The following is a 13847-nucleotide window of genomic DNA, read 5'->3' as shown; positions in this document are numbered from 1 at the left end:
CTCGCGGTGCTTTTTTGTTTTTGACGCCAAATCAAGCTGAGTGCGCGCTATATTCAACGCATGAACCAATCCGCCGTCAACAAGCAGCCTTCGCCATCAAGCAGCGCCGCAGTGAATGCTGCCGCTGCCAGTTTTGCCATCTTGATGGGCAAGTTGGACTACTTGACTTCAGAAGATTTGGCCAAAGTGCGCTTGGCCTACCGGTTTGCCGATGAGGCCCATCTGGGGCAGCTGCGCAACAGTGGTGAACCTTACATCACCCATCCCATTGCCGTAGCCTCGCAGTGTGCTGAATGGAAACTGGATGCCCAGGCGCTGATGGCCGCCTTGCTGCACGACGCGCTGGAAGACTGTGACATCAGTAAAACTGATTTGATCGAACGTTTTGGCTCGCCCGTAGCGGAGTTGGTGGATGGGCTGACCAAACTTGAAAAATTGCAATTCAACACCCGCGAGGAAAATCAAGCTGAATCGTTTCGCAAGATGCTATTGGCCATGGCGCGGGATGTGCGAGTGATTTTGATCAAATTGGCAGACCGCTCGCACAACATGCGCACACTGGCTGATACACCGCGTAGCAAATGGCATCGTATTGCGTCTGAAACCCTTGATGTGTATGCACCGATTGCACATCGGCTGGGCTTGAATCAGACATACCGCGAGTTGCAAGATTTGTCTTTTCGTTACCTGCGTCCGTGGCGCTATGCCATTTTGTCGAAAGCAGTTGCCAAGGCGCGCAGCCGGCGGCGCGATTTGATTCAAAAGGTGCAAAGCGATTTACAGACAACCTTTGACCACTACGGCATGTCGGTGCAAATCAGCGGCCGTGAAAAAACCTTGTTTTCCATTTATCAAAAAATGGATGAAAAGAACCTCAGCTTTGCCCAGGTCACTGACATTTATGGCTTTCGGGTGGTTGTGCCGCACTTGATTGACTGTTACACCGCGCTAGGGCTGCTGCACCAGCTCTACAAACCAGTGCCAGGTAAATTCAAAGACCATATTGCCATCAGCAAAATCAATGGCTACCAGTCTTTGCACACCACTTTGGTGGGGCCGTCCAGCATCAATGTTGAATTTCAGTTACGCACGCAAGCCATGCATCTGGTGGCAGAGACCGGCGTTGCGGCACACTGGCTTTACAAAGACACCAGTCCGGATGATGTGTCGCACAACGACCGCATGGGATCCAAGTGGTTGCAGTCATTGCTGGACATTCAAGACGAAACCCGCGATGCGGCCGAGTTTTGGGAGCATGTCAAAGTCGACCTTTTCCCAGACGCGGTGTATGTTTTCACGCCCAAAAGCCGCATCATGTCCATGCCACGTGGCGCCACCGTAGTGGACTTTGCCTATGCCATACACAGCAATGTTGGCGATCACGCAATCTCGGCCAAAGTCAACAACGAGCAAGTACCACTGCGAACAGAAATCAAGAATGGCGATGTGATTGAAATCATCATCGATGCGCAGTCAAATCCCAACCCAAGCTGGCTGAGTTTTGTGCGTACCGCGCGGGCTCGCTCCAAAATTCGCCAACACCTGCGCACCTTGGCGCAGGCCGACTCGCAACATTTGGGTGAAAAAATGCTGGCTCAAGCCTTGCGCGCCGAAGGCATTGAAGCGTTACCCGATGCCTCTGATGCCCATCAAGCCATTTGGGACAAATTGATCCGATTCAGCGGTAACAAGTCGCGTGCGGAACTTCTCACTGACATCGGTTTGGGCAAACGCATTGCCAGCATGCTAGCCAAACGTTTGGCCAAGCTGCTAGCCGACCATGGTGAAAAACCTGATGTGTTGCTGCTGACACGTGAGCGATTTTCTGGCACGGGTAGCGTGGCTGAGGCCGCCGTGCAAATTGATGGCAGTGAAAACACATCGGTGCGTTTTGCGACCTGCTGTCGCCCCATTCCTGGCGATGCAATCGTAGGCTATTTAGGGCGGGGCGAAGGATTGACGTTGCATACACAAACCTGCCAAGTCGCCCAAAAATTAAAGTACAAAGACAGTGAACGCTTCATCAGCGTGGAATGGGCGGACGAGCCGGTGCGAACTTTCGAAACAGGCTTGATCGTGACCGTCAACAACGGCAAGGGTGTGTTAGCCAAAGTAGCTGGCGCGCTATCGTCTGCTGAGGCTGATATCACGCACATTGACATGGCAGACGAATCCGACCACGGTGCCATGGACTTGACTTTTGTGATTGCGGTGCGTGACATTCATCAGCTTGAGCTTGTGTTGCGCAATCTGCGGCGAACGCCTGCTGTTTTAAAGGCAACACGCATCACAAACGCCAATCCAGTCACACGGTAGATGGAGCGGGGTAAGTCACTTCAAGCACCTCGATTTCAACGACACCATTGGGCGTGATCAGCTTGAGCACATCACCTTGACGTGCTTTTAACAAGGTTCGTGCAATGGGAGAAACCCAGCTGACTTGTCCACGCGAACTCTCTGCCTCATCAATACCAAGAATGGTGACACTGCGTTCAACACCTGTTTCTTCGACATAAGACACAGTGGCACCGAAAAAAATCTGGTCACAGCCGTGGTGAACAGAAGGGTCAATCGCTTCAGCGATTTCAAGGCGTTTGGTTAAAAATCGAATGCGTCGATCAATTTCGCGAAGCCTTTTCTTTCCATACAAATAGTCACCGTTTTCAGAACGATCGCCATTGCTTGCCGCCCAATGCACCACATCAACAATTTTGGGGCGCTCAACGTCAATCAAAGCCATCAACTCTTGGTGCATCACGGCATAACCAGCAGGTGTGATGTAGTTTTTACCCGTTGACGGCAAAGCTGGAAGTTGTAACTCTTCTTCATCCTCATCAGCCTCACGCGTAAATGCTTTGCTCATGAATGTCTCCAAGATGACTACATGCTTGAATCCCACAAAGAAAAAGCCTGCAACTCTTTTGAAGTTGCAGGCTTTATTTTTGGTGCGGCTGGCAGGAATTGAACCCACGACCCCTTGGTTCGTAGCCAAGTGCTCTATCCAACTGAGCTACAGCCGCTAAGCATTAAATTATACAAGATTTTAAGTGGTAGGCCGTCACAGACTTGAACTGTGGACCAAAGGATTATGAGTCCTCTGCTCTAACCAACTGAGCTAACGGCCCGACCGAACCTGTGATTGTAAATGCCTACTTATGGTGACTGAGCGCATTGCTGACTAATTTGGAAGTGATGTCCACAATCTGGATCATGCGGTCGTAAGCCATGCGCGTAGGCCCCACCACACCCAATTTCCCAACCACTTGTCCATCTACCTCATAAGGTGCCGTCACAATGGACAAATCTTCAAATGGGACCACTTGACTTTCGCCACCAATAAAAATGCGCACACCCTCTGCCTGCCCAGTCACGTCAAGCAAACGCATCAACTGAGCCTTTTGCTCAAAAAGATCAAACGCCCGCCGCAAGTGCGTCATGTCATGAGAAAAATCACTGACAGACAAGAGATTTTTCTCACCCGAGATCACCACCTCATCTTGGGCTTCAGACAAAACCTCTGAATTGGCAGTAACCGCCGCATTCATCAAACTTGCGATCTCAACACGCAATGAGTTCACCTCATTTTTGAGTCGCTCGTGCACCTGTTCAAGCGTCAGGCCGACGTAATTGGCATTGAGGTAATTGGCAGCTTCTGTGAGGTGTGCAGACGAAAAATCTTGCTCGGTAAAAATCACCCGGTTTTGCACATCACCCTCTGGCGACACAATGATGACCAGCAAGCGGCGCTCAGACAAGCGCAAAAATTCGATGTGACGAAATACCGATGAGCGCTTGGGTGCAATCACCACCCCGACAAATTGAGAGAGATTTGACAGTAGGTTTGCGGCGTTAGAAATGACCCTTTGCGGCTGATCAGAGGCCAAGCTGTGCGTTCCCAAGGGGCCGCGTTGCACGGTCAACATGGTGTCAACAAACAATCGGTAACCTCTTGCGGTCGGAATGCGCCCGGCCGAGGTGTGCGGGCTGGCAATCAAACCCAACTCTTCCAAGTCTGACATCACATTTCGAATGGTCGCGGGCGACAACTCCAAGCCTGATGCCCGTGATAACGTGCGTGAACCGACGGGTTGTCCATCGGCAATGTAGCGCTCTACCAGCGCTTTCAACAATAACTTGGCACGTTCATCAAGCATTGATTCATTTTAGTGATGTAATTTAAAAATGAAGTCAACCTTTCATCATGTGGCATTGATCGGCAAGTACCAAACCCTGGCGTCTGGTGCATCTGGCACCAGCTCACGCAGCGCGTTAGAAGCCATCTTGCAGTTTCTTGAAACTCAGGGCTGTGAAGTGGTGATTGAATATGACACTGCGAGAAACATGGGGCTGACCGATTACCCCATTTTGAATGTGTCTCAAATTGGCACGCAGTGCGATTTAGGTTTGGTGGTGGGGGGTGATGGCACCATGCTGGGCATTGGCCGCCGGTTGGCCGCCTATGGTGTGCCATTGATTGGCATCAACCAAGGTCGCCTAGGATTCATCACCGACATTCCCTATGACAACTTTGCGACCAGTTTGACGCACATGCTCCAAGGTGAGTTTGAGGAAGATCACCGCAGCCTGATCAACGCCAAAGTCATGCGCGATGGTCATTGTGTTTTTAAAGCCGTCGCCATGAACGACGTAGTGGTCAACCGCGGAGCCACATCGGGCATGGTGGAACTTCGCGTAGAGGTGGATGGCCATTTTGTTGCCAACCAGCGCGCTGATGGCTTGATCATTGCCACGCCAACAGGCTCAACGGCCTACGCACTGTCTTCAGGCGGGCCGCTGTTGCACCCCACCATCCCCGGCTGGGTGATGGTACCCATTGCGCCACATACCTTGTCTAATCGGCCTATAGTGCTGTCTAACTCTTCACACATAGCTATTGAAATAGTATCAGGCAGAGACGCCAGTGCCAGCTTTGACATGCAGTCGTTGGCATCTTTGATGCACGGCGACCGCATTGAAGTCACCCGATCTGACCACCATGTGCGTTTTCTGCACCCCAAAGGCTGGTCTTACTTTGACACCCTACGTGAAAAATTGCACTGGAACGAAGGAGTACCCACCACGTGAGTCTGAAACGCATTGTGTTGCGCGACTTTGTCATCGTGCACGCGCTTGACCTTGAGTTTGACAATGGCTTTACCGTTTTGACAGGTGAAACCGGCGCTGGCAAATCGATCTTGATTGATGCCTTACAACTGGTCACCGGTGGCCGTGCCGATGTGAATTTGGTGCGTGAAGGCTGCACCAAGACTGAAGTTTGTGCTGAATTTGATGCCTCTCCCAAACAGCAGGCGTGGCTTGAAGAGGCAGGTTTTGATGCAAATGACATGCTGCTGTTGCGTCGCACGGTAGACAACCAAGGCAAAAGCCGCGCCTGGATCAACACCAGCCCAGCCACAGCCACACAACTGCGCGCGTTGGGTGAACAACTGCTTGACATTCATGGGCAGCACGCCTGGCAAAGTTTGACACGCCCAGAGACTGTGCGTGCCCTGCTCGATGCCTATGCAAAATGTTCAACAGCAGCCACCGCACAGGCTTGGCACAACTGGCGCACCGCTCAAGAGCAACTCACAGCAGCCAACGCGGCGCAAACCAGTCTGGCCAGTGAGCGTGAACGGCTGATGTGGCAAATCAGCGAGCTTGAAAAACTCTCTCCCAGCGCAGACGAATGGGCTGCACTCAATGCAGAACACACCAGACTCTCGCATGCACAAAGCCTGATTGAATCAGCACAACACGTCATGCAAACTCTTGACGATTCAGAAAACAGCACCCTGAGCAGTTTGACCAGTTGCTTAGATTTACTTCAAAAACAAGAGCATCTAGAACCCTTATTTAAATCGCTGGCAGATGTTTTGTCATCAAGCCTGGCACAAACACAAGATGCAGTGCACACACTGCGTAGCTATTTGCGCAAAACTGAGCTTGACCCGCAGCGCCTGGGCGAGTTGGATGAGCGCATGCGCCTGTGGTTGTCACTGGCCAGGCGTTACAAGCGCCATCCTGAAGAACTGCCAGACCTGCTCACCCAATGGCACCAAGACTTGTCAGCGCTGGAATCAGCCGCCGATGTTTCGCGCATCGAGCAAACATTGGCAGCTGCTTGGCGGATCTACCAAACAGAATCGCACCAACTGACTCAGTTGCGCAAGGCAACCGCACCCAAGTTAAGCCACACAATTACCCAAGCCATGCAAAGCCTGGGCATGCAAGGAGGGGTGTTTGAGGTAAGTCTGCAGCCAACAGAGCAACCCATGCAACACGGCATGGAAGAGGTGAGTTTTTTGGTGGCGGGTCACACCGGTAGCACACCACGCCCGATTCAAAAAGTAGCCTCGGGCGGTGAGCTGTCTCGCCTGGCCTTGGCGATTGCGGTCACCACCAGCCAACTCGGCGATGCTCAAACCTTGATTTTTGACGAAGTGGACTCCGGCGTAGGCGGCGCAGTGGCGGAGACGGTGGGGCGACTCATGCAGCAGCTTGGGGCAGATCGACAAGTCTTTGCTGTCACTCACTTGCCGCAAGTGGCGGCTTGTGCTGACCACCATTTGGTGGTGCAAAAACAGACACAAAACACACAAACCATGAGCCAAGTCAAAAATGTGTCGGACGAAGTCCGTGTGGCAGAGTTGGCTCGAATGCTAGGCGGTGAGCGCTTGATGAGCAGCACCTTGGCACATGCGCGTGACCTGCTTCAAACCCAAAGTGAAAAGCCATGAGCGCCAACACCCACCCCCTGCATTTGGTCTTGCTCACGGGCATGTCTGGCTCGGGAAAATCTGTCGCCCTGCACTCGCTAGAAGACATGGGGTTTTATTGTGTAGACAACCTGCCACCAGAGCTGATGATCTCTTTGGTCAACCTAGAGCGCACCGGCCTGTCTAGCCAACTGGCCATTGCCATGGATGTGCGCAGCGCCAGTTCACTGCCACAAGTGCCTGAACAACTGGCACTTTTGCAAAGCCAAGGCGTACAGATTGACTCTGTTTTTTTGGATGCCAGCACCGACACATTGATTCGACGTTACTCAGAAACACGGCGGCGGCACCCGTTGTCTGACTATCAAACCAAAAATATCGAAACTGACCAACGCCATGCCTTGACTGAAGCCATTGAACTTGAGCGTGCGTTGCTACAAGATTTGCGTGCGCATGCCCATGTGATTGACACCAGTTTGATCAGACCCACCCAGCTTCAAAGTTACCTGAAAAACCTGATTGCCAGCCCCAACGAACAGCTGACACTGGTGTTTGAGTCATTTGCTTTCAAACGCGGCATCCCCAATGACGCAGACTTTGTCTTTGATGTGCGCATGCTACCCAACCCACACTATGAGCCCGCTTTGAAACATCTCACAGGCAAAGATGCGTCAGTGATAGCATTTTTGCAACAAGAGTCAGAAGTGACGCGCATGCAAAACCATCTTCAGGGTTTTCTGGAGAACTGGCTGGATGCGCTGGCACACAATCACCGCAGTTATGTCACCGTGGCCATTGGCTGCACAGGCGGTCAACATCGCTCGGTCTATTTGGTCGAGCAACTCGCGGCATTTTTTTCAAAAACCTGGCACACCCTCATTCGCCACCGTGAAATGGATGCACGCCCCTAGCTCTTTTGAAGCCATTTATGCACCGGTGCAGGCAAGCCCAAGCCTGGCCACTGTGAAGGGCTGAACCAAGCGCCAGGCGCAGCTGGCTGGCACCCGTTGGGCAACACCACTTTGCACAGGTGCAAATACATGTCTTTGTGTGTCAGCACGTGTTTGAGTGCGGGCAAACAGCTGATGTGCGCCTGATAGGGCTGCGGCACGGCCTGGCGTAAATCATGCTCAGTTTCAAACAAGGCAAAACAGTACAAACCAGCCCACACACCAGGCGTGGGGCGTTGCTGCAGCCACACGGCGCCAGCGGCATCGCTCGCCCAAAGCAACCAGATGGACTCATCGCTGCGCTTGATCCGTCGCGTTTTGACGGGGAAGTCTTGTGGGCTGGATGTTTCAGCGGCCACACACCGGGCTTGAAGCGGGCAACGCTGGCAAGCTGGATTTTTGGCTGTGCACAGCGTGGCTCCCAAATCCATCATGCCTTGGGTGTACCGTGGCATGGCCTGTGTCACATCATTCACAGGCAACAATGCTTGCGCCTGTTGCCACAACAGACGCTCATTGACTGCCACCGACAAATCATGTGCAAAACCCAGATAGCGTGTCAGTACACGCTTGGCGTTGCCATCCAAAATGGCCACTCTTTCACCAAAGCACAGGGAAGCAATGGCAGCCGCGGTAGACGGTCCGATGCCTGACAAACCTTGCAGTTGCTGCGCCGATGTCGGGAAACTGCCCGCGTGTTCCTGCACCACCTGCTGTGCGCAGCGGTGCAAGTTCCGCGCTCGGCTGTAGTACCCCAAACCCGTCCACAACCCCAGCACTTCGTCCAACGTCGCTTGCGCCAACGCAGTCACAGTAGGAAATCGACGCAGGAAACGATCAAAGTATGTCAATACGGTGGCCACCTGCGTTTGCTGCAACATCACCTCAGAGAGCCAAACCCGATAGGGATCGCGGGTGTTTTGCCACGGCAAATCATGCCGACCGTGCAACAGTTGCCAACTCACCACCGACCGCGCCAAAAAATCATCGATGCGCGGCAACACCGCTTGTTGGCGGTTCAAGCCAATGCTTCCACCGCAATACCAAAGCGTGCGGGGGCAGTCATATTCAACAAATAGTCAGTGAGTTCTGCCAATTTGGCTTCTACACCATCTAATTCGGCGTTACGCAAATGGACATCTGCAATGCGCTCATCCAACCCACTGGATGCCTGCGCGATCCGATCGATCGCCTCCAAGCGTCTGGCAAAGTTTTTGCGCCGCTCGCGCAATTGGGCGTCCAACTGCGATGCGGCTGATTTACTCCAAGCCTCAATGTCGGCCAGCGCTGTTTCATGAACTGAGCGCACCCGGTTTGACAAAGCGCGTACCAGACGGTCAGCAAACGCCGGCTGTGCGAGCCTGAAAGCATTGCCCAAACTCAAATACTGCACGTGGCTGCGCTCGATCAACTCAAGCTCTTGCAAGTAACTGTCCACACCCAACTCCTCAGGCACTTGCAAAGAAAAGCCAAAGTCTGTGTTCAACTGAACAAAAGTGGCTAGCAACATTTTGTGAATCTCAACCCCTTTGGCGTGCACCAGTTGTACATTCGCACGGAGCTTGCCAAAGGCATCGTCATAGGCCTTTTTGACACCCAGCTTGAAGCCCTTTTGTTGCAAGACCTCGGTCAAGTCAGCCATCTCACGACGCAAATTGGTAGGCCCCAACAAGCTAAAAATATCTCGCAGCAGCTTCATGTGCACCGAGCGCACCGCATGAATCTTGACGCCACCCGCATCAAAATCCGCCTGCTCTTGAGCGATGCGTGAACGCATGTTTTTGATCACCGGGATATTTTTTCCCTGCAAACCTTTAAGCTCCAGCAGCTGCTCAGTCACATCACGGCGGCGAATGTGCACCACCCGAGCGGTTTCGCTGCGCAAATCAGCAATGCCACGTGCCACAGCCGAGGCCAAAATCTTTTGCCGGCGCCCCATGATGCCTTGGCTCAAGGCGTCTTCAAGCTGCGCCAAACAGCTGCGAGCGAGCAATGCAGGGTCGTTTTGTACTTTGGCCAGCAACCCTTTCTGCGCCGACACGGCCACCACTTGATTCAATGGCACAGCCAAAATTTCCGCGGCTGTCAACTTTTGACTCTGGATTTGCACCTGCACTTGCTGGGGGCTGTCCAGCGCATCCCACAATGTGTCAATTTTGTTAAGCACCACCACTCGGGTCGAGGTGTCTCGCGCATCTTTGACCAAGTGCTCGCGCCAAATGGATAAATCTGACTGAGTCACCCCAGTATCTGCTGCCAAAATAAACACAATGGCCTGGGCTTGCGGGATCAAGCTCACCGTCAGCTCTGGCTCTGCGCCAATGGCATTCAGTCCAGGCGTGTCCAAAATCACCAAGCCCTGCTTGAGCAAAGGATGGGCAATATTGATGAGTGCGTGCCGCCATTTAGGCACTTCAACCAAGCCTTTGGCATCCAACAAGGCTTGGGGCAGCATGCTGTTTTCCTGCCAAAAGCCCAGTGCCTTGGCCTCTTCTTGAGTGACCCGGCGGGTTTCAGCCACTTTGGCAAACGACTGCGCCAACTGTTTAGGGTCTGCCACATCCAGGTCAATGCGCTCCCATTTTTCAGGCGCCATGCGCCATTCCATCAAGCTTTGCGGCTGCAAACGGGTTTCAATAGGCAGCAAACGCAAACACGGTGGCACGTCAACGTCATACCCCATCTCGGTCGGGCACATGGTGGTGCGCCCAGCACTGGCGGGCATGATGCGCCGACCATAGTCAGCAAAAAAGATGGCATTGATCAACTCAGACTTGCCACGTGAAAACTCGGCTACAAAAGCCACCATCACTTTGTCTGCCCGCACCTGTGACTCCAGCCGCGTCATGCGGTCTTCCACAGAAGCATCCAGCAGGTCTTGCTCTCTGAGCCACTGCGCGAGCAGCTTCAAGCGCAAGGCAAACTCGCGTCGCCAGACACTGTGCTGATCAAATTTTTCGTTAAAAGAAGTGCCCAAAGTACCTCCAAACCTGCGGTTTTCATTCAATAAAGGCAATATAGCACTGCCACCCCATGCCCGGACTTGGGTGGCGTTCAGTGCTTCTGGCACGTGGGGCAATAAAAGGTTGAACGCTGCCCCTGGCGAAGCATTTTGACCACTGCACCACATTGCTTGCAGGGCAACCCTGCACGGCCATACACCATGGCTTCAAGCTGGAAATAACCGGTTTGGCCTTGGGCGCTGGAAAAATCCCGCAGCGTGCTGCCGCCTTTTGCCACGGCTCTGGCCAACACATCCCGAATGGCAGCATGCAAACGTGCCATTTTGGGTTTGCTCAAAGTTGCAGCAGATTGGGTGGGGCGAATGCCCGCCATAAAAAGCGCCTCAGAGGCGTAAATATTACCCACCCCCACCACCAAGTCACCCGCCAGCAGCACCTGTTTGATAGCAGCTTTGCGTTGGTGCAACCCGGTGGCAAACCGGCTCAACTCAAACGCGTCTGACAACGGCTCCATGCCCAACCGTCCCAACAACTTGGTGGCTTGTGGATCAGTCAAACTTGACACATACACCACAGCTCCAAAGCGGCGCGGATCCGTCAAGCGCAAGCAGCCGTGGGTGGTGTGCATTTCAAAATGGTCATGCACACCCAAGGCGGGCAATTGCGGGGCAAAACGCAAACTGCCCGACATGCCCAAATGCACCAGCAAATACCCTTGACTGAGTTCAATCAATAAATACTTACCCCGCCGCTGCACCCCCAAAATGCGCTGTCCGTTCAGCAGTGCCACATCACAACCCAGTGGCCAGCGCAACGGCTTGCCCAAAAACACAGCTGTGACAGTGGCGCCAGCAATGGCGCTGGCAAAACTCAGGCGTGTGACTTCAACTTCAGGTAATTCAGGCATACATCAAATACTTTGGGAGCTTGGATTATTATGACTGGATGCGCTTCAAACACCTTTCTCTCCTGCCTTTGCTGCTGGCTTTGCTGCCGCAGGCTCCCGCTCAAACAGCCGCACAGCCGGCTCCTCAAAAAACCGAGCCAGTTGCTCAAAGTTCAGCTCTCAGCAGTGCCTTGTTTTACCAACTGTTGCTGGGCGAGCTCAATGCACGTAACGAAGAGCCAGCCAGCGCATTTTCACTGATGCTGGATGCAGCGCATCAAACCAAAGACCCGGCACTTTTCAACCGAGCGGTTCAAATTGCGTTGCAAGCCCGCTCTGGGCCTTCGGCACTCATGGCGGCGCAAGCCTGGGCCAAAGCTGAACCCCAGTCCAGAGAAGCCAACCGTTTTGTTTTGCAAGTGTTGCTCGGTCTCAATCGCACGGCTGAGGCACTTGAGCCGCTCAAGCGTGACATCGCCTTGACTCCCAAAACGACACAACAAGAAGCCATCTGGCATGTGGCCAGCCTGTTTGAACGTGTCAGCGATCGGCCGCTGGCAGCCCAAACAGTGCAAAAAGCCTTGGCCAGCTACCTCGGCAATATGGAGCTCGGGCCAACGGCTTGGGCCACCATTGGCCGGATGTGGCACAGCGCTGATCAGGCCAGCACAGCCCTCAAAGCAGCTGCCAGCGGCTTGCGTATGAATGCCAAGGCTGAACACCCTGCCTTATTGGCGCTGACCCTGATGAGCGCCAACACACCATCAGCCGAAGAACTGGTGCAAAAACATTTGCCACACGCCAGGCCAGAATTTCGAATTTCCTACGTCAAAGTACTGATCTCGGCCCAGCGTGATGCCGATGCCAGCGCGCAACTTGCACTGCTGCAAAAAAATCATCCCGACTATGCGGACAGTTGGCTCATCAGCGGTGCGCTCAAGCTTCAGATGAACCAACCGCAGCAAGCCCAAGGGCAGTTTCAGCACTACCTGGACTTGACGGAACCCAGTGCATCGCCATCGGCCGTTGAGGTGAATGCCAGAGGCCGCACTCAAGCCTTTTTTGCATTAGCCCAAATCGCCCAGCAAAGCAAAGACTACAAACAAGCCGATGATTGGTTGCTGCGCATCGCCACGCCAGAGGACACCACCCGCGCGGAAATTCGGCGCGCCCAGCTGGTGGCCGAACAAGGCCAGCTGGATGCTGCCCTGGGCATGTTGCAAAACTTGCCCACACGCTCTGCAGAAGAGCAGCAACTCAAGCAGGCTGCACAAGTTCAGTTGCTCAAAGATGGCAAGCAATTTGAGCGGGCGCGTGCCCTGCTTCAAACCCAGCTGAACCACAATCCAACCGACCCTGACTTGATCTACGAATTGGCCATGGTGCAAGAGAAACTGGGGCAACTCGATGACATGGAACGCCTGCTGCGCCAATTGATTGAGGCCAGGCCCAACGACCCGCATGCCTACAACGCGCTGGGCTACTCGCTGGCAGACCGTGGCCTGCGCCTGCCCGAAGCCATCGCCCTGATCACCCGAGCGCTTGAGTTGACACCCAATGACCCGTTCATCCTAGACAGCTTGGCCTGGGCCGAGTTTCGCAGCGGCAACGCCGATAAAGCGCTGCAACAGTTGCAGACCGCCTTCAAAGCCAAGCCAGACGCTGAAATTGCCGCCCATTTGGGTGAAGTGCTTTGGCACCTGAACCGCCAGGCCGAGGCACGCGACATCTGGCGCGAGGGCATCAAACTCAACCCTGCCAATGAGACCCTGCTGCAAACCGTACAAAGACTGAAAGCGGTGCTGTGAAGCGTCAGATCAGCTCTTGGTGCTGGATTTTCATTGCTTTAATTTTCATAGCTGGTTGTGCAAGCACCACTAGGCCTACAAGCCGAAATGATCAAAATATTTCAAGTTGGCAAGGGCGCTTGTCCATGCACGTTCAGCCTGACCCGGCAGACCCACAGTCACAGCCACAGTCTTTTTCAGCCGCATTTGATCTGCAAGGCGACGCCCAACAAGGCAGCTTGAATTTTTACACCCCGCTGGGCAGCACAGCCGCGGTCATTCGCTGGACGCCTGAATCTGCCCAACTCACCGCTCGTGGTGAGACGCACCAGTTCAACGGCCTGGCTCCCTTGACCATACACATGCTAGGCACCGAGGTACCGGTCACAGCCTTTTTTTCCTGGCTCAAAGGGCAGTCACTCACTGCAGCTGGCTGGGATGTCGACTTGACGCAATTCAACCAAGGCAAAATCACAGCTCAAAGATTGACCCCTGCGCCCGAAGCGCAATTGCGTGTGATTTTGGACAACTAACTTCACCCC

11 protein-coding genes and 2 tRNA genes are annotated in these 13847 nt (G+C 53.7%); 6 read left to right on the top strand and 7 right to left on the bottom strand.

Translation table 11 applies throughout. The features are described 5' to 3' along the window. The first annotated feature begins 60 nt into the window (after positions 1–60). Positions 61–2316 (top strand): bifunctional (p)ppGpp synthetase/guanosine-3',5'-bis(diphosphate) 3'-pyrophosphohydrolase, encoded by a 2256-nt coding sequence (locus PHT20_RS05980; RefSeq protein ID WP_301019817.1) that lies wholly within the window; start codon positions 61–63, stop codon positions 2314–2316. On the opposite strand, the gene greB is transcribed toward PHT20_RS05980, so the two are convergent. The 4 genes from greB to hrcA all read right to left on the bottom strand — a co-directional run bounded on the left by greB (position 2306) and on the right by hrcA (position 4154). Then, positions 2306–2863 carry a transcription elongation factor GreB gene (gene greB / locus PHT20_RS05975; RefSeq protein WP_300087737.1) on the bottom strand — a complete coding sequence of 186 codons (558 nt, stop codon included), beginning with the start codon at positions 2861–2863 and terminating at the stop codon, positions 2306–2308. The two genes, PHT20_RS05980 and greB, sit on opposite strands and share 11 nt — an antisense overlap. 80 nt (positions 2864–2943) lie before the next feature. Next, positions 2944–3020, bottom strand: a tRNA-Arg gene (locus tag PHT20_RS05970). 28 nt (positions 3021–3048) lie between these two features. Further along, positions 3049–3125 (bottom strand) — tRNA-Ile (locus tag PHT20_RS05965). A 24-nt stretch (positions 3126–3149) separates the two neighbouring features. After that, on the bottom strand, positions 3150–4154 hold the full coding sequence (hrcA, locus tag PHT20_RS05960) for a heat-inducible transcriptional repressor HrcA (RefSeq protein WP_300087735.1): 1005 nt from the start codon (positions 4152–4154) through the stop codon (positions 3150–3152). Positions 4155–4182: 28 nt separating this feature from the next. Here hrcA and PHT20_RS05955 point away from each other — a divergent pair, with 28 nt between their 5' ends. From PHT20_RS05955 to rapZ, 3 genes are read left to right on the top strand one after another with little or no spacing between them, the layout of a single operon-like run. After that, positions 4183–5085 carry an NAD kinase gene (locus PHT20_RS05955; RefSeq protein ID WP_300087733.1) on the top strand — a complete coding sequence of 301 codons (903 nt, stop codon included), beginning with the start codon at positions 4183–4185 and terminating at the stop codon, positions 5083–5085. Next, entirely contained in the window at positions 5082–6740 is a 1659-nt protein-coding gene (recN, locus tag PHT20_RS05950; protein ID WP_301019816.1) for a DNA repair protein RecN, read from the top strand. The genes PHT20_RS05955 and recN overlap by 4 nt, the downstream gene beginning before the upstream one ends. Continuing rightward, on the top strand, positions 6737–7630 hold the full coding sequence (rapZ, locus tag PHT20_RS05945) for an RNase adapter RapZ (protein ID WP_301019815.1): 894 nt from the start codon (positions 6737–6739) through the stop codon (positions 7628–7630). The genes recN and rapZ overlap by 4 nt, the downstream gene beginning before the upstream one ends. Here the strand turns inward: rapZ and mutY are convergent. From mutY to mutM, 3 genes are all read right to left on the bottom strand, one after another. Further along, complete coding sequence (mutY, locus tag PHT20_RS05940) at positions 7627–8691, bottom strand: A/G-specific adenine glycosylase (protein WP_300086799.1); 1065 nt, start codon at positions 8689–8691, stop codon at positions 7627–7629. The genes rapZ and mutY overlap by 4 nt on opposite strands. After that, positions 8688–10646: a dynamin family protein gene (locus tag PHT20_RS05935; protein WP_300086833.1), complete on the bottom strand. Its 1959-nt coding sequence runs from the start codon at positions 10644–10646 to the stop codon at positions 8688–8690. The genes mutY and PHT20_RS05935 overlap by 4 nt, the downstream gene beginning before the upstream one ends. A 77-nt stretch (positions 10647–10723) precedes the next feature. Next, positions 10724–11539, bottom strand: coding sequence for a bifunctional DNA-formamidopyrimidine glycosylase/DNA-(apurinic or apyrimidinic site) lyase (gene mutM / locus PHT20_RS05930; protein WP_300086802.1), 816 nt, complete (start codon positions 11537–11539; stop codon positions 10724–10726). Between the two features lie 38 nt (positions 11540–11577). On the opposite strand from mutM, the gene PHT20_RS05925 reads away from it, so the two are divergent. Then, positions 11578–13326, top strand: a complete 1749-nt coding sequence (locus tag PHT20_RS05925) for a tetratricopeptide repeat protein (RefSeq protein ID WP_300086805.1) — start codon at positions 11578–11580, stop codon at positions 13324–13326. A 125-nt stretch (positions 13327–13451) separates the two neighbouring features. Next, positions 13452–13838, top strand: coding sequence for a lipoprotein insertase outer membrane protein LolB (locus tag PHT20_RS05920; protein ID WP_366520899.1), 387 nt, complete (start codon positions 13452–13454; stop codon positions 13836–13838). Positions 13839–13847 lie beyond the last annotated feature (9 nt).

Origin of the sequence: Rhodoferax sp., from assembly GCF_028715765.1 — a bacterium.
Classification (GTDB): Bacteria; Pseudomonadota; Gammaproteobacteria; order Burkholderiales; family Burkholderiaceae_C; genus Rhodoferax.
The sequence above is the reverse complement of the archived record's forward strand: the minus strand, read 5'-3'. Positions and strand labels throughout refer to the sequence as shown.